This is a genomic window from Chryseobacterium sp. TB1-D10, assembly GCF_059803555.1.
Map to the genome: position 1 here is coordinate 1 of NZ_JAPFHB010000012.1, position 25,523 is coordinate 25,523.

At 35.2% G+C, this 25,523-nt stretch carries 14 protein-coding genes and 1 pseudogene; 10 read left to right on the forward strand and 5 right to left on the reverse strand.

Annotated elements, in window-relative coordinates; all coding sequences use genetic code 11:
- Positions 1-208 precede the first annotated feature (208 nt).
- A pseudogene (locus OPU68_RS15620) lies at positions 209-1,563 on the reverse strand (IS3 family transposase).
- Positions 1,564-1,631: 68 nt separating this feature from the next.
- On the opposite strand from OPU68_RS15620, the gene OPU68_RS15625 reads away from it, so the two are divergent.
- Both OPU68_RS15625 and OPU68_RS15630 read left to right on the forward strand, forming a co-directional pair.
- Positions 1,632-6,626: a hypothetical protein gene (locus OPU68_RS15625; RefSeq protein ID WP_498474890.1), complete on the forward strand. Its 4,995-nt coding sequence runs from the start codon at positions 1,632-1,634 to the stop codon at positions 6,624-6,626.
- 923 nt (positions 6,627-7,549) lie between these two features.
- A complete protein-coding gene (locus OPU68_RS15630; protein ID WP_063969918.1) occupies positions 7,550-7,771 on the forward strand; it encodes a hypothetical protein in 222 nt (73 codons plus the stop codon).
- A 316-nt stretch (positions 7,772-8,087) separates the two neighbouring features.
- Here the strand turns inward: OPU68_RS15630 and OPU68_RS15635 are convergent, their stop codons facing one another.
- The 3 genes from OPU68_RS15635 to OPU68_RS15645 are packed head-to-tail and all read right to left on the reverse strand — an operon-like array spanning position 8,088 to position 11,440.
- Positions 8,088-9,254, reverse strand: coding sequence for a hypothetical protein (locus OPU68_RS15635; RefSeq protein WP_498474891.1), 1,167 nt, complete (start codon positions 9,252-9,254; stop codon positions 8,088-8,090).
- Entirely contained in the window at positions 9,238-10,344 is a 1,107-nt protein-coding gene (glf, locus tag OPU68_RS15640; RefSeq protein WP_498474892.1) for a UDP-galactopyranose mutase, read from the reverse strand. Before glf ends, OPU68_RS15635 begins: the two co-directional genes overlap by 17 nt.
- A complete protein-coding gene (locus OPU68_RS15645; RefSeq protein WP_498474893.1) occupies positions 10,337-11,440 on the reverse strand; it encodes a glycosyltransferase family 1 protein in 1,104 nt (367 codons plus the stop codon). Before OPU68_RS15645 ends, glf begins: the two co-directional genes overlap by 8 nt.
- Positions 11,441-11,770: 330 nt before the next feature.
- Between OPU68_RS15645 and OPU68_RS15650 the strand changes: the two genes are divergently transcribed.
- A complete protein-coding gene (locus OPU68_RS15650; RefSeq protein ID WP_498474894.1) occupies positions 11,771-13,909 on the forward strand; it encodes a catalase in 2,139 nt (712 codons plus the stop codon).
- 115 nt (positions 13,910-14,024) lie between these two features.
- Positions 14,025-14,195: a lmo0937 family membrane protein gene (locus OPU68_RS15655; RefSeq protein ID WP_498474895.1), complete on the forward strand. Its 171-nt coding sequence runs from the start codon at positions 14,025-14,027 to the stop codon at positions 14,193-14,195.
- 121 nt (positions 14,196-14,316) lie between these two features.
- Here the strand turns inward: OPU68_RS15655 and OPU68_RS15660 are convergent, their stop codons facing one another.
- A complete protein-coding gene (locus OPU68_RS15660) occupies positions 14,317-14,910 on the reverse strand; it encodes a Crp/Fnr family transcriptional regulator (protein WP_498474896.1) in 594 nt (197 codons plus the stop codon).
- Positions 14,911-15,685: 775 nt separating this feature from the next.
- On the opposite strand from OPU68_RS15660, the gene OPU68_RS15665 reads away from it, so the two are divergent.
- The 6 genes from OPU68_RS15665 to uxuA all read left to right on the forward strand — a co-directional run bounded on the left by OPU68_RS15665 (position 15,686) and on the right by uxuA (position 25,517).
- Complete coding sequence (locus OPU68_RS15665; RefSeq protein ID WP_498474897.1) at positions 15,686-16,411, forward strand: NrtR DNA-binding winged helix domain-containing protein; 726 nt, start codon at positions 15,686-15,688, stop codon at positions 16,409-16,411.
- 13 nt (positions 16,412-16,424) lie between these two features.
- Positions 16,425-17,909: a xylulokinase gene (locus tag OPU68_RS15670; RefSeq protein WP_498474898.1), complete on the forward strand. Its 1,485-nt coding sequence runs from the start codon at positions 16,425-16,427 to the stop codon at positions 17,907-17,909.
- A 110-nt stretch (positions 17,910-18,019) separates the two neighbouring features.
- Positions 18,020-19,348, forward strand: coding sequence for a xylose isomerase (gene xylA, locus OPU68_RS15675; protein ID WP_498474899.1), 1,329 nt, complete (start codon positions 18,020-18,022; stop codon positions 19,346-19,348).
- Between the two features lie 79 nt (positions 19,349-19,427).
- Complete coding sequence (locus OPU68_RS15680) at positions 19,428-22,304, forward strand: SusC/RagA family TonB-linked outer membrane protein (RefSeq protein ID WP_498474900.1); 2,877 nt, start codon at positions 19,428-19,430, stop codon at positions 22,302-22,304.
- Positions 22,305-22,314: 10 nt separating this feature from the next.
- Entirely contained in the window at positions 22,315-24,264 is a 1,950-nt protein-coding gene (locus tag OPU68_RS15685; protein ID WP_498474901.1) for a RagB/SusD family nutrient uptake outer membrane protein, read from the forward strand.
- An 83-nt stretch (positions 24,265-24,347) separates the two neighbouring features.
- Positions 24,348-25,517 (forward strand): mannonate dehydratase, encoded by a 1,170-nt coding sequence (gene uxuA / locus OPU68_RS15690; RefSeq protein WP_498474902.1) that lies wholly within the window; start codon positions 24,348-24,350, stop codon positions 25,515-25,517.
- Positions 25,518-25,523: the final 6 nt, after the last annotated feature.

A 25,523-nucleotide genomic window follows, 5' to 3' on the forward strand; every position in this document is an offset into this window, starting at 1 on the left:
GATTTGATGCTTTTTCTGTAAATACTCTTTCAATTCGGAAGCTACATAACAGGAACCATTATCAGATAAAAGTTTAGTGTATGTCTTCAAAAGAAAATGGACTTTCTCTTAGGGAGTATTTGTTAGTTTAAAGTTATAATAAAAAGTTGATTTCCGTAAAATTTTTCTGAGCTTTGAGGGCTCAAAAATTTTCCAGAACAACTTTTTCTCAGCGTTTTACTTTTTCTTTAAAGTAATTCCGTTTTCTGAGCTGCATTGTTTTCTCTTTTATTTTCCTGCGTTCCCGGAGTATTTCATCGCTTCTTCCAAAATACACATCTGCAGGAGTTAGATTTTGCAGAGACTCATGATACCGTTCATTATTATACCGGTTTACAAATTCCTCCAGTGCTTTTTCCAATTCTTCAGGGCTGTAATAAAAATGAAGTTTTACCACATTTTTCATCGTTCTGTGGTAACGTTCGATCTTTCCCTGGGTCTGCGGATGAGCGGGTTTTCCATGAAGCTGATTGATTTGATGCTTTTTCTGTAAATACTCTTTCAATTCGGAAGCTACATAACAGGAACCATTATCAGATAAAAGTTTAGGAACCTGTCCTTTTTTAAGACATGCCTTTATTACAGCTGAATCTACCGTTCTTTTCACATCATTCACTTTCATATTTCTACAGAGTTCGTGGTGGACAATATAACGGCTGTAATCATCGAGAACAGTACTTAAGTAGTACCAGCCCCAACCGATAATCTTAAAATAAGTGAAATCTGTCTGCCACATCTCATGTACAAAATTGGTTTTATCTTTGAATTCATTGGCAGCTGAGAGCAGGATATGAGAGGGAGCAGTAATCAGACCCCGCTTTTTCAAAATTCTGTACACACTTGATTCTGAAATAAAAATACCCTGCTCATCAGTGATTTTGTAAGCCAGTTCCCGACTGGAAAGTCCCGGATGCTCCAATGCGATCTCTACTACAAGGTTTTTCTCTTCCTCGGGAATGCTGTTCCATTGTTTTCTGTTAAAAGAAGGGGAAGAAAAAAATCCTTCATATCCTTTTTTCAGATACAGATTGTACCAGTTGTAAAAGGTGCTCTTATGGATGCCGAGTTCCCTCAAAGTCTTATTGACTCCTATTTCACTGCGGGTAACGAGTTCTATGACCTCTAATTTTTCACCGGCGGATAACCTCATATATTTTCTGTATTTTGGGGTTAATCCAGCATGTCCAAGCTTTTTTTTACAATATCATACCGTAAAACGAGATCAGCAACCATTTCCTTGAGCTTCTTGTTTTCTTCACGAAGCTGGCTGACTTCATCAGAAGTAGCCTCACGAACCACGTCTCCGGAAAGACGTTTCTTACCGGCCTCAAGAAATTCTTTGTTCCATTTGTAGAAGGTGGACTCCTGAATGCCATGCTTACGGCAGAGCTCTGCTACAGAAGTTTCTGCACGAAGAGCTTCCATGACAATGAGAATCTTTTGCTCGGCTGTAAAAATTCTTCTGGTTTTTCTCCTGATCTCTTTAATGTAAGTTTCAGGAGTAGGTTTTTTCCTGGTGTTCATAATATCAAATTTAAAAATTAATCTCTTATGAAACACTCCCTAAGTTTAAGCCTAAATCAGTACACTTTTTGCTGACGTTTTACAGTGAAGAATATAATGAGTCTCAACAAAAAACTATAATCATTATTGACGGGTTAGACCATGTTCCGAGAGAATATAAATCAGCTTCAACCAGTTTTCTTAGAGAACTTCCATTACCTGCAACATTACCAAGTGGTGTTATTATTATTTTAGGTAGTCAGTCTTACGATTTAAGCGACATTCCACAAGAAGTTAAAAGTGAACACCAGAATTCCGAAAGAACTATAAAAATTGATTCTTTAAGAAAAGAAGACGTTTATAATTATATAGATAACGTAGATTTCATTGCCGAAGTAACTCTTGGTATAAAATCAAAAATATATGAAAAGTCGCAAGGGCATCCCTTATATTTATCATATTTGGTGGAAAAATTATCAGGAATAGAGAGCTTAGAGGAAGCGATTGACTCCCTTCCAACAATTGAAGGAGACATAGATAACTATTATAAAAAGATTTGGGAACCGATTAATCAAGACGAAAACTTAGTTAGTTTTTTAGGCTTGATTGCTAGAATAAAAGGCTTAATAAATATCGATTTTTTACAAGAATGGTCTTTTGAAAGGGCAACACACAAATCATTTAATGAGAAAGCAAAAATTTTATTTAATGAAGAGAATAAAGCATTGTCTTTTTTTCATAATTCATTCAAGCAATTTTTGTTAACCCAAACAGCCATAAATTATTTAAATAACGATTTTGATTTCATTTTGCATCGTAACTATCACAAACAGTTAGCGGAATATTATGAGAAATCTACTATCGAGCAAAGATGGAATCAGAACTATCATTTGTTCGAATCTGAAGATTTTGACACATTTTTAACTGTAGCAACTCCAGAAAATTTCACTAATCAGCTATTAAATTTTAGACCTGCGGACGAAATTAAAAAAGATATAAATTTAGGTATTGAAATTAGTAGAAAGCAAAATAGTTTAATTTTTCTTCTAAAATATTTGTTTTGTTCCGCTGAGATTGAAAGAAGGTTATTTAATATTAATCCTGCATCTCTTACAGAAGAACTTTTACAAATAAATAAATTTAGTGAAGCTGTAGGATACTTAAGATCAGGAAATGTACTGCATTGTTCAGAATCTTATGCCTTAAAAGCCTCTAGGATTTTTTTTAATTCTGGATACAAATCAGAAGCTGAGTTATTTTACAATTTAGCTTATCCTGAAATCATTACTAATCAGAAGATATTAATTGAGAATTCACATAATTACAGGGAGACAAAAGATTCCTTGAAAGAATGGGCAGCGACTGCTGCATATTTTGAATTGATAGACAACATTTTATTAGTTATTAATAGTATTAAATTTTCTAATGACTCTGAGAATAATAGATTTGAAGAAAAAGAATCAGATTTACGTATTCAAATATTAGAAAGTCTGGGTTATAGTATTATTCAGCAGAATAAATGGGATGATTTCGCCAAAATTTTATATAACATCAATACTAAGACAAAAAAAGGTAAAAATGCAATATTTCATCTTTTCCAAAATGCAATTGAAGAATGTATAGATACAAATGATAATAATCGAGCAATTGAATTTATATCTTCTTTAAAAGGATATTTTACAATAGAGAATACGTCACCAATTGGAAGAATATTTATTGCCGATTTAATTTTCAAAGTCACTCAGGATACCACTGAAGTTTGGGAGTGGATTGAGAATATTAAACACCCTTCAAAAGCCGCAACAAAAGAAATAGATTTGGGATATAGTGATTCTTTGGATCCATTTATTCCATTAATAAAGTTTAATAAATTACTTAATCTTTGCAATAAAGGACTACCTATTACTGCTGCTATCCCTTCTGCTGCTTCTGGAAGTGATGAAGAAGTATTAGTTGAGTTTGAAAGAATGTTATGTTTAATTTCTCAGGTACTAAGTGAGGGAATAATGGGAAGTTTCTCGGGAGAAATTACTCAAAGGATGATTCCGGTTGTCAAATTTTATTATAAAGAAATTTCTCCGCGCAATAGTTATTGGTATAAAATACAACAGTGCAAGGAGGAATATTTTAATCTCCTAATTTACGCTGTATCATTGACCGGAAAAGAAAATATAAATAAAATAGCTCATCTGCTTTCTTTAGAATTTGATAGCAATAAAAAATACTGGAATAGTAAAACTCAACGACATATAGTTACATCTCTTATTGAAGAAGACTATTCAAAAGATATTTGTGTAGAACGATTGCAAATAATTGAAAGTTTCATGTTGGATAATCATGATATTGATGGGCGTGTAAGAGAATGTATTGATCAGGCAAACATTTACTTTCAAATTAATGAGATTAATGAAAGTGAAAAATGGTTAAAACAAGCAATACAAGAGTCAATAGGAATAGGCTATCGTAAAGACTATCAGTTTAATACATGGATAAGGTGGTTGCGAGAAATAAATAAAGTAAATCCCACGGGTGCTTCTGACAGAATTGTATGGTTCTTATCACACCTTAATCATATTAAAGAGACTACAGAGGGAAGAGCATATTGGGATGCTTCAGAAGATTTACTAGAGGTAGGTTTTGAAAACAATTTAAATGATGGAGTGCAACAGTCTAATTGGCAAATAAAAAATGGGCTTATAGACTTTAATGAGGCTTTGGCCCTTTTTATAAAGTATTTTACTAAACAGATAAATACGGAACAAAACTATAATAATGCTATTAACCTATACTGTGATTTGTATTTACTCTTATCAGAGTCTACTAGTATAAAAGTACTTAAAGAAATTCTTAAAAAGGGATATGAAATATGTGGTGAAAATTTTTTCAAAAACCAGCTTCCATATATTTTAAACAGTATAAATATAAATTCATTTGAGGCAGACAGGGTATATCTTTTAAAAGAGGTAGACAATTTTTTTGTAACCCAAGATTTAAATACGATAGATTATTTTCCAGACTTTATTCTTCCAAAAGATGATAAAAATAATGATTCATCCTCAAATGAATTAGTTCTAAAACCAGATTATAAAAGATTATCTGAAAATCAAGTTCTTGAACAAATAAAGAGTTATGATGATTTTAAAGAAATGTTACAAAATGAGGATAAGGGTAACTCATATTTTAACTGGTCAAAAGTCATAGATAAATTAGAACCTATAATATCTCTTGATAATATCAAAGATATTAACAGCTTTGCAAAAATCACAAAAAGAGAATCAATATTTTATTCGAAAATGAGTGGAATAGCTTTGAATAAAGGAGATTCTGATTTAGCAAAAGATTTGGCTGAGAAAAGTATTGAATTGTCGAGCGAATCGGGATGGGTAAAACATTACGATGGAGGCTCAAGAATAGAAGCATTTAATGCTCTAAAAAAAGTTGATTCCTCAAAAGCGACAAAAAAGGCTTTTGAAGTTTTCTCATACAATGTAATTGAGACAGGCTATCCTAGTTCATATTTTTATGATTTAAGAGACATAATGGGATTATTAACAGAAAGCTTTCCAGAAGTAGAAATCTGGAATGAAGTTTTTGAATATCTCCAAAGACTAATGTCTAATAGTAAGCCTTTAGCAGATTTACCTTTACTAGAATCACTAGATACCCCGTCTGAAAAGGTATATATTGACTATTTGGTTGAGCTTTTAAAATCCCCTGTTAACATAGTAAGAGAAAAAGCAATAATACTATTTGCAAAGTGTATTGACGCTAATAATACGTATGCAAGCAATTATCTTATAGAGAGAAAGCTTAATGATTACTCTATTATTGAAATTGTAGTTTTTTTATTTCATCTCAGCCCAGAAAAGACGGTTGAGTTTGTTCCAATACTCGAAGAATATGCAATATCTAAAGATTTTGAGATTAGGAATGATGCTATTGAAATCCTTGAATTTTTTGGAAAAGATATTCCGCAGAGTAAATTTAATGCACTACCTGCTATTTACTCCTTAGAAATTCCAGAAATAAAATCGCTAAAATTGGGAAGAAAAAATGATTCATATATTCCCATATTAGATGTTAATAATCCTAATGATTTAATAAGTCCATTTGGTAATATAATTAACTATATATCAATAATTTCAGAAGTAGATAAGTCTATTTTACTGATAAGGACACAATCTTTGATGAAAGAGTTAGGCAATGAGAATGAATGGACTGTTGAGTTTGAAAAAGAAATAAGAGGTCACCTAGAAGAAATTAACTTAAAATATTCATTTCATAGACCCCGAGTTATCACGGCATTAAGGGCAATTATGCAATTAGCCACTGAATTGATTGACTCTCAAACATGTTACAATGAGGAACTTAGAGATGTGCTAATCTCTAAAGATAAAAGTGTTCCATTTTTTCACACAATAAAAAAGCCAAGCTTCATTCCAAAAATAGAAAAAGAGAAGTTTGTAAGAAAAGATTGGATTGATAAAATTGATGATAATGTAAGATTGCAGGAAAATTCTCTTATTAATTATGATAATGGTTTTAAAATTATAGGAGAATATAATGTTATTAAAAATTTAGATTGGGGAAGTCCATCTGAAGAGTTTTCATCACAAGTTACGGTCTCAGATAGTATAGACGATTCTGAACCTTATATCTTTGGTTCAGTTTTTCATGAGCTTAGTGATAATTACCACAATTTAAATGGAGGCGGTCATTTTATAATTGTTCATAGAGACCATAGATTTAGTCAGTTTGATATAAAATCAAGATGGATAGCAATAAATCCTGTTCTAGCAAGACACCTTGATTGGATTCCAGAGCCTACAAAATTATTTGCATGGAGAAATGAATCAGGAGAATTGATGGTTGAGTCTATTTATTGGGCAAGTGGTAATATGAATATGACTCCTAGGAAAGATGGGGAAATTGGAGAAGGGTGGTTTGTTATTGCTTCTGATAAGGCTATAGTAGAAATTCAAACCTTTGAAGAAAAACTGTTTTTTCAAAAAAAGTTGGTTAAATCAATATATGAAGATAATAAGTTGATTGATAATAGTATGATTGTGACTTTAGAGATATGAAATTAAAAACCTTCAAAGATAATTTTAATAAAAATTTTTCTAAAGTCTTTGAAAGTCTGTATTTTAGACATGTTAATGATGAAAAGTGGGCTTGTTTCTTTGTGAAAATAAAAAATATATTTGCACCAGTAAAAACGACGCTCTAAATTGTTTAGAAAAGTGACCTTTTTTCGGTGACCTGCTAAATAAGAGAACAATATAACGCTTATAGAAAGTGCTTTTTTGAAAAAATAACAAGTCCCATCCGAACATAATGCCTAATACTTTTTAAAGATTTTCTATTTATCTTTTACTCAATTCTAATTACATTGATTGACTTTGAACTTCTTGTGGTTAGCATTTTCTTTAATATTTTCATATCGTTGCATATTGTAGTTTACATGAATTCTAATTATACTGAATTGATATCAATAATTTTTTTTCCGCTTTCTAAATGTTCTGGTATGATTTTAATAGAAAAACCTTTAAATAAAAGTATTTAAAGGTTTTTCTATTAATAGTAAGCAAATTAAGATTGAAAATAATAATGTATTATAAAATGTTGCAAACTCTCTAAAAAGCTTGGATGAATTTTTTGAAATACCTTCTGTTTACAAAATTTATATGTATCAAGGGTTAGTACGTTATTTCTTTGTCAGTTTTTTTTTCTTCTATTTTAGAATTTTTAAAGAACCTAAAACTTTAAATTTTGTATAGTTCATCGAAAATAATCTTTTTTATCCCAAAGTCATCTAGCTTGGAATCTTTTTATTCCAGACTAACTTTAATTAGACTTCCAGCTATCTATACAACTCTTTTTTACACAATTATTGCCGATTTTTACTGAGTATTAAATCGGAACTTTTATCTATTATTTTTAAGTCAGTATCTTATTTTAGGTGACAAAAAATAGATAATTCTCCTTCTAATTGATCTTTTCTATAGTGCCTACAAGTAAAAAAAAGAAAAATTCCATTATTGATAGTTCATATAAATTTGAGCCAGGGTCGATGATGAATTTTCAAGAAATTAAATTAGATGTAGCAATAAGAATACTCAAAAATTCAGGTTTAAATGTTTCAGAGGAAGAGGCTTCTGAAATTTTAGCACTAGCACATACGTTCGCTAAAATTACCATCAAAGATTTTATTTTAAATCAAGATTGATTCATATCTTATTGCTTCAAATGCATTATAAAAATTTATAAAATTGCTAATTAATGTATTTGCCAGCAAGTCTTATAATGAACTTCAACTTTCATCTAATTAATCTCTATATTTCAATCTGATATGAAGTAACCCGAAATGGAATTATATATAGTAGATAATGTTTTATGGGATAATAAATGATGAGAGTTTTGCAAGTTTATCCAAATCTTCTACAAAAGTGTTCGAAAATTGCACCTCTGCGGTCACAATAACAGTGAAAAGTAAAAAAACGCTAATATAATCTATTGGCGTTTTTTTTTATCATAAATTTTTTCTAATTTTTCCCTCTTGATTTTGTGAAGTTTTGTAATATCTCAAGGCTTTCATGATGTATTTCTCGTTCCAAAGTTTCAAAATTTGTAATGTCCCAAAGCCCGCTGTGATGCCAAATGTGTGGAAAATCCCAATCCGGACGGTCAATGATAGGGTAGATGCAGCAGCCGTACAAAGGCAAGCCACTTTCCAAAATAGAAAAACATTCATCTTTAATCATTGCTAACCATTTGGATCTGTCTTCTCCGGGATGGCTTGTCTCAGAGATTACAATTGGTCTTCCGTAATTGATGAAAACTTCTTCAATCAGTGAATGCAAACTCCGCCACAATGGATTTGAGGGCGATTCGTTCCAAGGAATAAATTGGTGATCCGGAAACGTCCATTGATTGTTATAATAAAAATTGACGCCGATGATGTCCAGATATTCCGGTTTTCCTCTGAGCTCGGGGCACATTTTTCCGCTCAGAATTTCCAGAACCTGATATTGCTCATTATGTTTTTCCGTAGCGTGCAGAACTGAATTCTGATCTTGCGGATTGGAAGAAATGATATTGATCAGCGGTTCAGTTGTCATAATCTTAATCGTTGGGTCTACTTCTTTCATCATTTCAATACCTTCAATGTAAGCTTTCATCAGCATATATTTTACTTCCCAACCCTGGTTCACACAATACGGACTTGTGCCTTTCGCATCGCCGCCAAGCCAGGACAGAAAACTAACTTCGTTGATTGGTGTGACGATTAATTCTCCATCGGGAACCAGACTTCTGTATTTCACAACAAAAGTTCTGCACAATTGTGAGAACCGTCGCGCAAACATCGGATGCAAAGGCGTCAGATCATCAGGAAAACCAAAATGGCAAATATCCCAAATAACCTGGATGCTGTTGTTTTCTGCATTAATAATAATCTCCTCAACCTGTGTCCAATCGTAAACGAAAGGTGTTTTTTCTACAAAACTCCAACGGATTCCTTCCCGTACGGTTTTGATTCCGATTTCTGTTAATCTCTGATAATCTTCATTAATAAAACGATCGTGACCAGTCAACTTTATCAGATCAACTCGTACTCCGAATGCGTTCTGCTGGTCTGCGCATTCGAAACCCGCCATCAGAAAAGATTGAAAAGGATTTTTGAAATTAAGGTAATTACTGTTGTACTGCATTTTCTTCTTTGATGATCTTTCGGAACAACGCCAGAGATTGCGCTACAACCTGATCCATATTGTAATATTTGTAAGTTCCCAATCGCCCTGTGAAAAAGACATCCGGTGTTTCATCAGCCAATTTTTTGTATTGGTTGTAAACGTCCTGATTTTCCTTCCTCGGAATCGGGTAATAAGGATCGCCTTCCGCAGTCGGATATTCGTAAACGATGGCAGTTTTGTGGTGTTTTTGTCCTGTCAAATGCTTGAATTCTGTAATTCTCGTATAAAGATTTGAAGTAGGATAATTGATGGTTCCGGTTTCCTGATAATTTTCCTGATCCAAAGTTTCAAATTTAAAATCAATCGACCTGTAAGGCAACTTTCCAAATTGATAATCAAAATAGCCGTCAATCGGACCTGTGTAAATCAGTTTTTGGTGCGGAATTATATCAACAATATCTTTGTAATTCGTATTCAGCATTACGTGAATATTCTCATGGGAAAGCATTGCTTGAAACATTTCTGTGTAGCCGTTTTTCGGCATCGCCTGTAATGAATCTGTGAAATACCGGTCGTCTGCGTTGGTTCTCGTCGGAACTCGGGCAGTCACAGAAGCATCCAATTCCGACGGATCCAGATCCCATTGTTTTTTGGTATAACCTCGGAAAAATTTCTCGTAAAGTTCTTTCCCTACAACATTCAGAACGACATCTTCCGAAGTCAAAACTGGTTTTCTAAGTTCAGCTTTTGATGCTAAAAAATTCACGACTTCATCCGAAGTTAGATTCTTTCCGTAAAGCTTATTAATCGTAGTAAGATTGATTGGAATCGGAACCAATTGTCCATCCACGCTTCCCAAAACACGGTGTTCGTAAGGACGCCATTCTGTGAATTTGCTTAAGTATTTAAAAACTTCTTCGGAATTTGTGTGGAAAATATGCGGACCGTATTTGTGAATTAAGATACCTTCTTTGTTGTAATAGTCATAAGCATTTCCTGCGATGTGATTTCGTTTGTCAACAATCAGAACCTTTTTTCCTTCATTAGCCAACCTTTCTGCCAAAACCGAACCGGCAAAACCGCAACCGATAATTAAAAAATCATACATAGATTCCGTTGGTTTTTTTGACGTTATTAATCAATTCATTCATCTTTTCGAAGGTGTTGTCCCAGGATTCATCAGCCAAATATTCATCAACTTTTTTCAGCCATTCATTTCGAGATGTTTTGCTGAGTTCTTCTTCGCCATATTTAATAAAGGTTTCTGCATCTTTTGCGATGTAAACCAGATTTTCTTCCCCATAGGGTTTTACAACATCTTTGATGGGTGTAGAAATCACCGGAAGTCCGGCCGCCAGATATTCCGGGGTTTTTGTAGGGCTTATAAATTCTGTAGACTCATTGATGGCAAACATCACCATTGCAATGTCCCAATGACTAATATAGTCTGGAAGCTCTGCATACTTTTTCGAACCGAGATAATGAATATTTTCTGCCCTTGGAAGATCATTAATATCAATTTTTACCACCGGACCAATGATAACAAATTGCCAATCCGGTTTCTGTGCAGAAACTTCTCTTAATAATTCGATATCAAATCTTTCATCAATCACACCAAAAAAGCCAAATCTTGGATTCGGAATGTGTTTTTGATCTTCGGCATCTTTTTCATTGAGACGTGCTTTATGAAAATGCTCTTTATCTATGCTGCTTGGAAACGGATGAATATTGTGATGGCGATTTTTTTTTGCCTGATAAAGTGTATGTCCGCCAGTGAAAACCACATCAGCTTTTTTGAACAATTCACTTTCCAATTCCAACAACTGTGGTGGCGCAAATCTGAACGCAGAAAGCTCATCCATAGAATCATAAATGGTAATCTGAGGATTGAGATTTGATGTATATTCCAGAGCCATTGGCGTATAATACCAACAGGAATAAATTTTTATGTTTTGATCTTCTAAAACATGATTGATCAGTTTTTCTAATCTTTGGTTCCTGTGTTCTCCATCATTGTCATTGATGAAAATTTTAATAATTGAGACACTATCTTGTAAATCGATTTCGTAAAAATCTGAAATACCATTGCGAGGTTCTTCAAAATAAAAAACCCGGTTTTGTTTGGCAAATCTGGTTAATAGGTGTTGTGGACGCTGGTAAACGAAATCCCAATGTAAATGACTGAAACATAAAATATTTTGCATAGATAAAAATGTATTATCACAAATTAAAAATGGAAATTTTTTCCAAGCCCAAGTAATAGAAATATGATTTAATTGGAATTAAAGAGCAATTTGTGATTTGTAAAACTATATCAAAAAGTACCCATTTTATATGATTGTAGTCATAACAAAAGCGGAATGTTAAACGTATTTTATAAGCATTCTTATATTTTATCAGCACGATTTCTAAATATTATTACTGTATGTTATGATTCAAATCATAAACTATTTTCTCGCTTCACAACTACCTTTGATAACTACCATATCAGAAATTTTTATCATTAATAAAGATTCATCAATCAAAATAAACTTATGAAAAATAACAAAAAAAATGAAAAGCTGGAGCAGCTAAATGATCACAAAACCAATAATCAGGATCAGGCACTCACAACCAATCAAGGTTTGAAGGTAAACAACAATCAGGATTCTTTGAAATCTGGAGAAAGAGGACCTAGTCTGCTGGAAGATTTCATCCTAAGAGAGAAGATTACCCATTTTGACCACGAGAGAATTCCGGAAAGAATCGTTCACGCAAGAGGATCGGGTGCACATGGTACTTTTAAAGTCAATAAAAGCTTAGCAAAATATACCAAAGCAAAATTCCTGGCTGAGGAAGGCAGAGAAACGCCTGTGTTTGTAAGATTTTCCACAGTTGCAGGCAGTGCAGGTAGCACAGATCTGGCGAGAGATGTAAGAGGGTTTGCCATCAAATTTTATACAGAAGAAGGCAATTATGATTTGGTAGGGAATAATATTCCTGTGTTTTTCATTCAGGATGCGATGAAATTTCCTGATCTTGTGCACGCAGTAAAACCTGAACCGGACAATGCCATTCCTCAGGCAGCTTCTGCTCATGATACATTCTGGGATTTTATCTCACTAATGCCGGAAAGTATGCACATGATTATGTGGGCAATGAGTGACAGAGCGATCCCGAGAAGCTATAGAATGATGGAAGGATTCGGTGTTCATACCTTTAAATTTATTAATGATGAAGGGAAGTCTCACTTTGTAAAATTTCATTTCAAGCCAAAATTGGGCGTGCATTCCGTAGCTTGGGATGAGGCTACGAAAATTTCTGGCAAAGATTCAGATTTTCACAGAAGAGATCTTTGGGAAGCGATCGAAAACGGTGCTTTTCCGGAATGGGATTTCGGAGTTCAGATTATTCCGGAAGAAGATGAACATAAATTTGATTTTGATTTACTAGATCCTACAAAACTGATTCCTGAAGAAGAAGTTCCAGTAGAATTGGTCGGAACTTTGACGCTTAACAGAAATCCCGATAACTTCTTTGCAGAAACAGAGCAGATTGCTTTCCATCCGGGACATCTCGTTCCGGGAATTGATTTTAGTAATGATCCTCTACTGCAGGGCAGATTATTTTCTTATACCGATACACAATTGTCCAGATTAGGATCACCAAATTTCCACGAAATCCCAATCAACAGATCTATAAATACTGTTCATAATAATCAGCGAGACGGTCATATGCGTCAGCAGATTGTGAAAGGAAAAGTGAGCTATGAACCCAATTCGATTGGCGGCGGTTGTCCTTTCCAAGCCATGATGAAGGATGGAGGTTTTGCGTCTCAGGAAGAAAGAATAGATGGGAAAAAAATCCGTGCGAGAAGCGAAAGTTTCGTAGATCATTATTCTCAGGCCAAATTATTTTTCAATAGCCAGTCTGCTCCGGAAAAGAAACATCTTCAGAATGCGTTGATTTTTGAATTATCAAAAGTTACAATCCCTGAAATCCGAGAAAGAGTAGTAGGACAACTTAATTTCATTAATAAAGATCTGGCGTCTAATGTTGCCAAAAAAGTAGGTATAGGCGTAGTCAAACTGGATCAGCCAAACGGAAGTATCCCGGCTGATGCAGATCCGAAAACGCTGCAAAGTGCTGAGATAGAACCTAAGACAAAAAGTTCCGATGCTCTAAGTATGCAGAACACTGTTAAAGATTCTATAGAAAGCCGTGTGATAGGTTTTATTATGGAAAATGGAGTCACTGCTGCTGATGTCAATTCTTTAAAATCAAAATTGGAGAAAAAAGGTGCTGTTGTTCAAATTATCGCAGGAAGCTTGTCTCCGGTAAAAGCGGATGATGGGACAGAGTTTACACCAAAACATTCTCTTACTAGTACAGCCAGTGTCTGCTTCGATGCATTATACCTGTGCAGTGGAAAAAAATCAACAGAGAATCTTCTGGATGAAGACAACAAGCCAGGAACTGTTTTATTTGTAAATGAAGCTTACAAACATTGTAAAGCAATCTATTTCGGAAATGAAACAGATGAGATTTTCCAGGCAAGTAATGTGGCTAGCAAGAAGCATAAAGATTCTGCTATTGTCACGTCAGAAACCAAAAATGCTGACGATTCTTTCATAACTGCCATCGCAAACCACCGTGTTTGGGAATTGGAAACGGAAAGGAATAATCCAGCTTAGAAATAAGATCTGGCAAGATCAAAATTATTAATAAAGATATTTCACAACAAACAGGATGCTGTGTAAAAGTAGTTTTGATCGTTGGAAATTATATATAAACAACTAAAATTAAATTATGAAAAATCTATTATGGCTGGTAGCGGCCATTTGTGTCTTCGTCTGGCTCTTAGGAATGTTAGGCGTTGTAGAAGGCTTAAGTACCGGATATTTGATCCACATTTTATTGGTAATCGCCGTTATTGTTATTCTTTATAACATTATATCGGGAAGAAAACCACTTGATTAATTAATTGATTCTTTTGAGATACTTTGGAATAAAATAACTAACTATAATTTATATTTCCAAAGTATTCTAAAACACAAAACCCACTTTCTGAAGTGGGTTTTGTATCTTTAATAGTATTTTATTAATAATAAATATTTCTATTAATAATCTTAAGAACGTCCTGCTTCTCAAGATTTTTTATGGTTCTGATGACAGTTTCTACACGAAGTCCCGTAATGGATGCTAGTTGCTGTCTTGTCAGTGGAACTTCATAAGAGTACGAACTCTTGTCTGGACTGAAACTTTTGTGATAATCCAAAACACCTTTGATTCTCACATCTGCCTGCAAAGAAGAATTATTCTCCAGCATTACAAATTTGTAGTATAACCGCTCCGAGAGAAATTTGTTGACGTCTCTTGAAAGTTTTGGATGGTCGTCCAGCATTTTTATAAACTTCGATTTTGGCAGTTTCAATACCACACTTTCTTCGAAAACAATAGCATTTACAGGGTATTTTTTATCAATGAAAAGTAAAAGTTCGCAGACACTCAGGCCTGGTTGCAAAATCGCAAGTATCAATTCTTTTCCGGCTTCGTTGTAGTGATTAAGTTTTATCCTGCCTTTTACAATTTGGTAATAGCATTTTGGCGTGTCACCTTCATCAAAGATAGCATCTCCACGTTTGAATTTTTCATATTCTGCACCGTAGGATAGTAATAGTTCTTCAGCAATCATTTCGGGTATTTATAGTTTTTTATTGGTTATTTTTTTTGAAAATATTAATGATTTGTAAGTTATTGACAATTAATTGAATCTACTAATAAATCTTATGCCATTTTAAAAATTATGACTCTCGTGTTCTCGTTTTTTTTGAGGGACAAAATTAGGATTACGGCTATTTTTCAGTTATGATGCAGATCATAAGTTTGTAATGCTAATTTTTATAAAAATATTATAAAAATATTTTCAAGGTGATGAACCTGAAAGTCATTCATTCTCGAATCATTGAGTTCTTAATGATTTACCATCAAAAACTAACCTGCTATATTGAACTGATATTAACGATTCATAAATTTTAAGAAAACTTCAAAAACATTTACATGATACCAAATTTCTATGTTTTTAACAGCGACAAATCTATTATTTGAGAATTTAGTTATTGATTCTGTTAAATAATTAAGTGTAAAAAACACATTTTTTAATTGAAAAGAGTCTTTTTTTGGTGTTTTTTAAAAAAAATTACGATGAATTTTATGTTTTTCTTATCATAATTTATATTAAAATAAACAATTTCATTTTATCCGGAAAATCTTATTTTGATTCTATGCTTACTGTATTTTTAACTTTATATATCATAAATATTATGATAAGCTTATCATATTATCTATTACATTCTTATCATAATAAATAGATATGTAAATTGTTGATATATAGTAGATAATTGAAAATTTATTTTTTTTTATCAATTGTATTTTTATATTTGTGATGTTACGTAAATGTTAACGATCAAATGAATCCAAATTTTATTCATACCTATTTATCTGTTGACTGTGTTGTCTTTGGCTTTGATCATGAGAATAAGCTCAATATTCTTTTGGTTCAGCGTCACGTGGAAGACATTCCACTGGAGCAGCAGAAAAAATTGCCCGGAAGCTTAATATTCAGTGATGAAGATGTAGACGATGCCGCAAACAGGGTTTTGTATGAATTGACAGGGATCAAGAAAATGGTGCTCAAGCAATTTAAATGTTTTGCAGACCCAAACCGCGCAAGCAATCAGAATGATATAAAGTGGATGGGTAATGAGTATAAGCATAATATAGACAGGATTATCACTGTGGCTTATCTCTCACTATGCCGGATAGATCACAAGATTAATAGTTCAAAGTATGATACCGTAGACTGGCATCCGATAGACAAAGTTCCGCAACTGCCGTTTGATCACAACAAGATTATTGCAGAATCATTGATTGAGATCAGAAAATGGATTGATTCAGATTTTACAATCATTTTTGTGTTGCTGCCAAAAAAATTTACCATCAGACAATTGTATCAGTTATACAATGCATTGAGTGAAAAACATATCGATATAAAAAACTTTCACAAAAAGATTTCATCCTTTAGCTACATTATTCCTTTGGATGAGATAGAAACCAATGTTTCACACCGCGCAGCCAGATATTATAAGTTTGATGCGAAGATTTATAAAAAATCACAAAATAAATTAATTAAATAAGCTTCATTTTAAAATGTATTTATTAGGATACGATATCGGCAGTTCATCTGTAAAAGTTTGTCTCATAGAGGCTTCCAGCGGCAAGATTGTGGCTTCTGATTTTTCTCCGAAAAAAGAGATGAAAATCATTGCAATCAATCCTGGCTGGGCAGAGCAGAATCCTGCAGATTGGTGGACAAACCTGAAACTGGCGCACCAGTCCGTTATGTCGCACGCAGGCATAGATGCAGAAGATATCAAAGGTATCGGAATCACCTGGCAGATGCACGGATTGATTTTGGTGGACAAGGATCAGAATCTTCTACGCCCATCTATCATCTGGTGTGACAGCCGCGCAGTTCCTTATGGCGAAAAAGCGTTTCAGGATATTGGGGAAGAAAAATGTCTTTCTCATCTTTTAAATTCGCCTGGAAATTTCACCGCTTCGAAATTAGCTTGGGTTAAAGAAAATGAGCCTGAAATTTTCAGTAAAATTGATAAAATAATGCTTCCCGGAGATTACATCGCAATGAAGCTTTCCGGAGAAATAGGAATCACAGTAGAAGGTTTGTCCGAAGGGATTTTCTGGGATTTTAAAAACAACTGCATTTCAGAAGATATTATTAATTATTATGGGATTCCAAGAAGTTTCTTTCCGGAGATTATCCCGACATTCGGTATCCAATCAACAGTTTCTGCATCTGCATCAGCAGAACTGGGATTGAAAGAAGGTACACCGATTTCCTACAGAGCTGGCGATCAACCAAATAATGCATTATCTCTTAATGTTTTCAATCCTGGAGAAATTGCTTCCACGGCAGGAACTTCAGGTGTTGTCTATGGTGTTTTGGATGAGCTGGATTATGACAAGCTTTCCAGAGTCAACACGTTTGCACACGTAAACCACAGTGAAGAACAAATGAGATTGGGCGTTTTGCTTTGCATCAATGGAACAGGGATTCTGAATTCCTGGTTGAAGCACAACTTCGCCACTTCATTATCATCTTATGGCGATATGAATGAGCTCGCGTCGCTTTCCCCGATTGGTTCCAAAGGATTGAGCATTATTCCATTCGGAAACGGCGCAGAAAGAGTTCTGGAAAATAGAGATACCAGATGTTCCATTCACGGGATCAATTTTAATATTCATTCCAAAGGTGATGTTCTCCGCGCTGCACAGGAAGCCATCGTTTTTTCTTATGAATATGGGATGAATATAATGAGAGATATGGGAATGACAATCAATGTCATCCGCGCAGGAAATGCCAATATGTTTTTAAGTTCGATTTTCCGCCAGTCACTTGCCAGTGTGAGCAATGCGATAATTGAACTGTACGATACCGATGGTGCCGTGGGCGCAGCAAGAGCAGCGGGAATGGGAATCGGTTTTTATGAAGATTCCAAAGAAGCATTTTCCTCGCTGGAAAAAATAGCAGTGATAGAACCCGAACTTGAAAAAAAAGAACAATATCTGGAAGCTTACGAAAGGTGGCAGGAGCATCTTGCTGAGATAATTTAATCAAAAATCACAACCGAATAATTACCGGACTTACTGGTCTCAAAAATCAGCGAGGGAAGAGATCTTATATCAAATTTTAAAAATTAAAATCTAAAATAAATTAAATAAATATGAACATTTTAACACAAACAAAAGAGTTTTTTCCAGGAGTAGATCAAATCAGATTTGAAGGCAGAGAGAGCAGAAATCCTTTGGCATTCCGCTACTATGATGCAGATAAAATAGTGATGGGAAAACCTATGAAGGAATGGATGCGTTTTGCTATGGCGTGGTGGCATACGTTGTGTGCAGACGGCAGCGACCCATTTGGAGGTCCTACAATCCACCATCCTTGGAGCCAGGGAACAGATGCAGTTTCCAGAGCCAAATATAAAATGGATGCAGGATTCGAATTTATGCAAAAAATGGGATTCGGATATTACTGTTTCCATGATATTGATCTGGTAGATCCTGCAGACAACTGGAAAGATTATGAGAAAAATCTGCAATCTGTTGTAGAATATGCAAAAGAAAAACAAAATGAATCGGGGATCAAATTACTTTGGGGAACAGCCAACGTTTTCACCCACGAGAGATATATGAACGGTGCTTCTACCAATCCAAACTTTGATGTGGTGGCTTGCGCAGGAACTCAGGTGAAAAATTCTATTGATGCAACAATAGCTTTAGGCGGAGAAAATTACGTTTTCTGGGGCGGAAGAGAAGGTTATATGAGCCTTCTGAATACAGATATGAAACGTGAGAAAGAGCATCTTGCACGTTTCCTTACAATGTCACGCGACTATGCGAGAAGCCAAGGTTTTATGGGGAATTTCCTAATCGAACCAAAACCGATGGAGCCTACAAAACACCAATATGACTACGACGCAGAAACAGTGATTGGTTTCTTAAAAAGCCACGGATTAGATAAAGATTTCAAACTGAATCTTGAGGTAAACCATGCGACATTGGCAGGTCATACTTTCGAGCACGAACTTCAGGCGGCTGTAGATGCCGGAATGCTGGGAAGCATAGATGCCAACAGAGGTGATTACCAAAATGGCTGGGACACAGATCAATTTCCAATCGATTATTTAGAACTAGCTCAGGCTTGGTTGGTGATTCTTCCAAGTGGTGGTTTAGGTACTGGCGGAGTTAATTTTGATGCGAAGATCCGTCGTAATTCCATAGATGCAGATGATCTTTTCATAGCTCACGTAGCAGGTATGGATGCTTTTGCAAAAGGATTGTTGGTAGCAGCAGACATTTTGGAAAATTCAGATTATACAAAATTGAGAACAGAGAGATATTCATCTTTTGACAATGGAAATGGGAAAGCTTTTGAAGAGGGTAAACTTACGTTAGAGGATTTACAAAGAATAGCGCACACAACAGGAGAGCCTCAGCCAAAAAGTGGTAAGCAGGAACTGTTTGAAGCGCTTGTGAATATGTACATCTAATAAAAGTAAGGAAGCTGATGGGATTTTTTGAAAATAAGATCAGCTTTCTTATAAAACTAACTTTAAAAAATTATAAATTATGAATCTATTTCATTTAAGTAAAACCAACAGAGCTGCAATATTTTTTGCGATGGCTCTGCTACCTTCCGGGCTGGCCTATGGACAGAGTACAAAAGATACAGTTGCAAAAGAAAAGCAGATTGAAGAAGTTGTAGTCATTGGGTATGGAACTCAGAGAAAAGAATCCGTAACAGGATCCGTAGCTACCGTAAAAGGTGATGCTTTGAGAGAAGTGCCATCTGCAAATATTACGCAGGCGTTGCAGGGTAGAACAGCGGGTGTTGATATTACCCAAACCTCTTCAAAACCGGGTGCATCTATGCAAATTCGTATTAGAGGTGTACGTTCTTTAACTGGAGATAATAATCCGTTAATTGTTTTGGATGGAATTCCATTTGTAGGATCACTTGGCGACATCAGTTCCAGCGATATTAAAAGTATTGATATCCTTAAAGATGCCTCTGCTACAGCTATCTATGGTTCTAGAGGAGCAAATGGTGTAATCTTAGTAACTACAAACAGAGGTGCGAAAGGCCAAAAACCAAGATTTAGCTATAATTCTTTTACAGGTGTTCAAACCTTGTTTTCAAAGTATCCAATGATGAATGGTCCTAAATATGCCAAATTAAGAACCGATGCTGGTAATATTTATGGACTTGGAACTGACGAGACATTGACCACCAATACAGATTGGCAAAGTTTGTATTATAAACCAGCAATGATCACCAGCCAAGATGTTGGTGTTTCTGGCGGAACCGATGGAGGTAATTACAATGTTGGTTTGTCATACTTTAAACAAGATGCTTTGGTGCCGATTCAGAATTATGAAAGGTTTGCATTGAGAATTGGCTTAGATCAGCAGGTTGGTAAAAATTTTAAATTTGGTTTTACAACCAATACCAATTTTACTATTTCAGAAGGTAATGGTATTGCGGCTGCACCAACTCTGGGTAACTCTCCTTTAGCAAATCCATATAACCCAGACGGAACCTTCAAAAGAACGATCAGCACGGCTTCAAATGTTGACCAAGGTTGGGTATATACCAGAAAAACTGTTCAAAATCTGGGAGATAAATATATAGATGAAAGCAAAGCTTTCGCTTCTTACAATAATATGTATGGGGAAGTAACCTTACCACTTAATGGATTGAAGTACAGATTAAATGTAGGTTTAGATTACCGTACCTCCAATAGCGGAAATTATACTGGTGTGGGAGCTTTCAATGTAAATGCGGCAGCACCTTCGTCAGCTGGACAAGGTAATAATCAGACATACCACTGGGTATTGGAAAATTTATTAACTTATGATAGAACTTTTGGTAAGCATAAAGTGAATGCAGTGGGTCTATACTCGGCTGAGCAAAACAGATATGTAAGTAGTTACATAAGCGCTAGAAATGTACCTGGTGATTTCTTCCAGTACTATAACATTGGACAGTCACCTCAGGCAGATATCACTATTGATCCAAATAATCAAGTCTATCAACAATGGGGGTTAATGTCTTATATGGGGAGAGTGATGTATACATTTGATAATAAATATATGTTAACCGCAACATTACGTGGAGACGGCTCATCTAGATTAGCCCCAGGAAACAAATGGCATACTTATCCGGCACTTTCATTAGGATGGAATGTGACAAACGAATCTTTTATGCAGAATTTCAGCTTTATTAATCTTTTCAAGTTAAGAGCAGGATGGGGACAAACCTCTAACCAGGCTGTCAATCCATATTCAACTTTGGGTGTGCTAACAGTAGTACCATATAACTTTGGTACCACAAATGGAACAGGACTTTACGTTAGTTCTGCGCCTAATCCAAATTTAGGATGGGAATATTCAAAAACACAAAACTATGGGGTTGATTTTGCATTTCTTAATAACAGATTAACTGGGACTGTAGAATATTATAGAACCAAAACAGAAGGACTTCTTCAAGCGGTGGCACTTCCACAATCCAGTGGTCTAGGATCACAAACTGCCAATGTAGGTGTAACAGAAAATAAAGGTTGGGAATTTTCATTGAATGGAAGTATTATACAAAGTGCGGAAGGTTTCAATTGGGATGCTGGAATTAACTGGTATACCAATAAAAATCAAATCTTAAGTCTGGCATCTGGTAGAGATAGAGACGAGGGAAATCTCTGGTTTGTAGGACACAATATTAATGCTTTGTTGGACTATCAAAATATAGGACTTTGGCAGCAAGGTGATCCTTATTTGAATATTCTGGAACCCCAAGCAGGTGCTGCAGTAGGAATGATTAAAGTATTATATACTGGTGGTTATAATGCGGATGGAACACCTATGCGAGCAATAGGAGCAGCTGATAGACAAATTATTGATACGGCGCCAGATTGGCAAGGTGGATTTAATATGAGATTTGCCTATAAAAACTTTGAATTAAGTACTGTAGGTGCTTTCCAACACGGCGGTGTTTTGATCAGTACTTTATATGGTTCTTCAAGTTATCTTAATCGATTGACAGGTAGAGGAGGCAACGTAGATGTGGACTATTGGACTGAAGAAAATCCGAATGTTAGATATCCAAAACCTGGTGGGCTAAGAGATGGTGATAATCCAAAATACGCTTCCACATTAGCACTTTTTGATGCTTCATATCTTAAGTTAAGAACTATAACTTTAGGATATAATGTAAATAAAGAATTTTTGAAAGATTTGAATTTAAATAGTTTGAGAATTTATTTTACAGTTACAAACCCATTAGTTTTATTCTCACCATACCACAAAGAGTCTGGAATGGATCCAGAACCGAACTCCGTGGGAGATCAAAATCAAGCTGTTAACTCAAATTATAAATCGAGACAATTGATTATAGGAACTAATAATCCGGCAACCAGAAACTATTTGATGGGACTTAATTTAACGTTTTAAAAAGAAGGTCATGATAAATTTAAACAAAAAAATAATAATCGGCTCAGTATTTTTATCACTAGCATTCACAGGATGTAATGATATTTTAGAAGAGCAACCAAGATCAAGTTATACTGTAGAGTTTTTCAATACCGAAGATGGTATTAGACAAGGTGTTACATCTCTCTACAGACATATGAGATCGCTTTATGGAAATGGCTATTATATGAGTAACTGCCAAAACGGAACAGACGAATCTACTTGGGGACAAAGTGCCGACGGTAATTTCAAGGATCTGGACATGACAGGCAATGTTGGAAGTATCAATCCAAATACGTTTCCAACCAGTATGATATGGGGATCAGTTTTTCCTTACATCAATACTGCGAACGGAATTATTGAAAAAGGACCAAGTTTTAATATTGCAGAATCTTTGGTTTCTGAGGCAAGATTTTTCAGAGCTTTTGACTATTTCCTATTGGTTCAGACTTATGGAGGAGTACCTTTGGATTTAGGTTCTGGAGAACTGAAATTTAATACATCTGCAGTCACAGTTTCTAAAAGAAATACTGTTACAGAAGTTTATACCAAAACTATTTTTCCAGACCTCTTAAAAGCAATTGATAATTTACCAGCTGCACCAAGAGTAACTGGTGGGGTTACAAAAAATGTAGCAAGACTTTTCTTGGCAAAAGCTTATCTGACTTATGGTTGGTGGTTGCAAAACCCAAATAGTATTCCAACTTATCCAGAAACACCAAGAACAGATCCCAATGGTCAAAGTGCTCAATGGTATTTCCAAAAGGCTTATGATTTAGCTATGGAAGGAATTACTAATCCTGGTCCTTATTCATTACAACCTACATTCTATGATGTTAACGTTGGATCTAATGACCGTAATAGTGAGTGTATGCTTTATGCAGATCATACGGCTTCAAGTACTTATTATAACGAAGGTGATCCAACCGGTTTTGGTGCAGCTTGGTCACCAGATAACTTTGCAGCTTGGATGCAGACCTGGAATTATACCAACCTGAAAAGTAGCAAAACACCAGCTTGGGGAGCTAATGATATTGTAAGTTCTGTTCAGAGAGCAGCTACACAATCGCTTGGAAGACCTTGGGTACGTATGGCTCCTCCTATTGGGGTTATTAAAAACACTTTTTCAGACAAATCTGTGGACTCTCGTTATGATGGTACATTTGTAAGCGCATACAGAGGAAATTGGGAAAAAGCTGGAGTGGGCAATATTACACTTTATAATGCTAATGCCTTACCTGTGCAACCAGGCGGTGTTATCCTTTCTTTCTTAAATGATGATTCTGTAACGCCAACTTATCCAACAGGAGCAGGGCAAAACGGTGTTGGAGCGGGAACTTTGCCTGGAAGAGCTGACTATGTTGTTGCGCCTAATGGAATCAGTAGAATGGTGTATCCAGGTCTTTGGAAAATTGGAACTTACACTACGCTTGATCCTAATGGTTTAGGATATCCCAACGCAGGTTTAACAAGACCTTTCAATGTAGCTAAATTCTCAGAATTTTATTTCATCGCTGCAGAAGCTGCTGTAAAAGGTGCGACTGGTACAATGTCAGCAAGAGATTTGATCAACGTAATCCGTGCTAGAGCAGGAAAATGGAAATTTAACAATGCTCAAAATGCCCCAATGGTAGCAGATAACAGTGCAGCAATGGTTGCAGCAACACCTTCAACAATTACAATTGATTACATCTTGGCTGAACGTTCTAGAGAGTATTATGGAGAATTTTACAGATGGTATGATTTAATTCGTACTCAGAAATGGGGTGAGGTTTCGGCGACTTACCAAATTGGTGGAGTTAACTACGGTGATCATACACCTCAAACATTCACTCGTAATATTCAGAAGTTTCATTATCTCAGACCAATTCCTCAAGGTCAGCTAGATAATATGAGTCTGACGGCCGAGGAAAAAGCTAAATATCAGAATCCTGGTTACTAATTAATTTTTAAGTTCATATCAATCAAGAACAAAGTAGGTGTAAACTTTACACCTGCTTTGTTTAATGAAAAAATATAAAGTTTATGGAAAAAACCTGGCGCTGGTTCGGAAAAAAAGATAAAATAAAATTAAATATGCTCCGCCAGATTGGGGTAGAAGGTATTGTTTCGGCATTGCACGACATTCCTAATGGTGAAGTTTGGACTCTTGAAGCCATTAATGATTATAAAAACTATATAGAAAGTTTCGGACTTCGTTGGTCTGTAGTTGAAAGCCTTGCCGTGAGTGAGTCTATCAAATACGGAGGCGAAGATAGAGATCATCTGATAGAAAATTATATCAAAAGCTTAGAGAATCTAGGAAAAGCAGGCGTGAAAACTGTGTGCTACAACTTTATGCCGGTTTTAGACTGGGCTCGTACAGATCTTTATTTTCAATGGAAAGACGGTTCGTCATCACTTTATTTCGACAAAGCGAAATTTGCCTATTTTGAAATTCATATTTTAAAAAGAGAAGGTGCAGAGAAAGATTATAATCACGAAATTCTCTCAAAAGTTGAAGAACTGAAAAAAACTTTATCTGAAGAAGACAATAACGATCTGATTGATTCTATCATTGTGAAAACCCAGGGTTTTGTGAATGGAAATATCAAAGAAGGCGATAAAAATCCTGTTCAGTTATTCAAAAATCTGTTGGCTTTATACGATGGAATTGATAAAGATCAGCTTCGCCAGAATATGAAATATTTCCTCGAAAAAATAATGCCCGTTTGTGAAAAATACGACATCCAAATGTGTGTTCATCCGGATGATCCGCCGTTTTCTTTGCTGGGATTGCCAAGAATCGTGACTAATGAAGAAGATATTGATTGGTTTCTGAATGCTGTCGACAATCCACACAACGGATTGACATTTTGCACAGGATCATTGAGTGCAGGTTTGCAGAATGATGTTCCAAAATTGGCTCAGAAATATGCTTCCAGAACAAAATTTGTACACCTGAGAAGCACCAATGTCTTCGAAAACGGAGATTTTATCGAAGCCAACCACCTGGAAGGAAGAGGAAAATTAATCGAAGTGATCAAAATTTTTGAAAAGGAAAACCCGGATTTACCAATGCGTGTGGATCACGGCAGACTTTTGACAGACGATATTGACAAGGGTTACAATCCAGGCTATTCATTCTTAGGAAGAATGTTGGCGTTAGGACAAATCGAAGGGGTAATGGCAGCCGTCAACTCTGGACTAAAATAAAGCTAA

Excerpts from the sequence above, each read along its gene's own strand:
- OPU68_RS15635 (WP_498474891.1), bottom strand. The coding sequence starts at position 9,254 with ATGCAGTACAACAGTAATTACCTTAATTTCAAAAATCCTTTTCAATCT.
- glf (WP_498474892.1), bottom strand. The coding sequence starts at position 10,344 with ATGTATGATTTTTTAATTATCGGTTGCGGTTTTGCCGGTTCGGTTTTG.
- OPU68_RS15645 (WP_498474893.1), bottom strand. The coding sequence starts at position 11,440 with ATGCAAAATATTTTATGTTTCAGTCATTTACATTGGGATTTCGTTTAC.
- OPU68_RS15650 (WP_498474894.1), top strand. The coding sequence starts at position 11,771 with ATGAAAAATAACAAAAAAAATGAAAAGCTGGAGCAGCTAAATGATCAC.
- OPU68_RS15655 (WP_498474895.1), top strand. The coding sequence starts at position 14,025 with ATGAAAAATCTATTATGGCTGGTAGCGGCCATTTGTGTCTTCGTCTGG.
- OPU68_RS15660 (WP_498474896.1), bottom strand. The coding sequence starts at position 14,910 with ATGATTGCTGAAGAACTATTACTATCCTACGGTGCAGAATATGAAAAA.
- OPU68_RS15665 (WP_498474897.1), top strand. The coding sequence starts at position 15,686 with ATGAATCCAAATTTTATTCATACCTATTTATCTGTTGACTGTGTTGTC.
- OPU68_RS15670 (WP_498474898.1), top strand. The coding sequence starts at position 16,425 with ATGTATTTATTAGGATACGATATCGGCAGTTCATCTGTAAAAGTTTGT.
- xylA (WP_498474899.1), top strand. The coding sequence starts at position 18,020 with ATGAACATTTTAACACAAACAAAAGAGTTTTTTCCAGGAGTAGATCAA.
- OPU68_RS15680 (WP_498474900.1), top strand. The coding sequence starts at position 19,428 with ATGAATCTATTTCATTTAAGTAAAACCAACAGAGCTGCAATATTTTTT.
- OPU68_RS15685 (WP_498474901.1), top strand. The coding sequence starts at position 22,315 with ATGATAAATTTAAACAAAAAAATAATAATCGGCTCAGTATTTTTATCA.
- uxuA (WP_498474902.1), top strand. The coding sequence starts at position 24,348 with ATGGAAAAAACCTGGCGCTGGTTCGGAAAAAAAGATAAAATAAAATTA.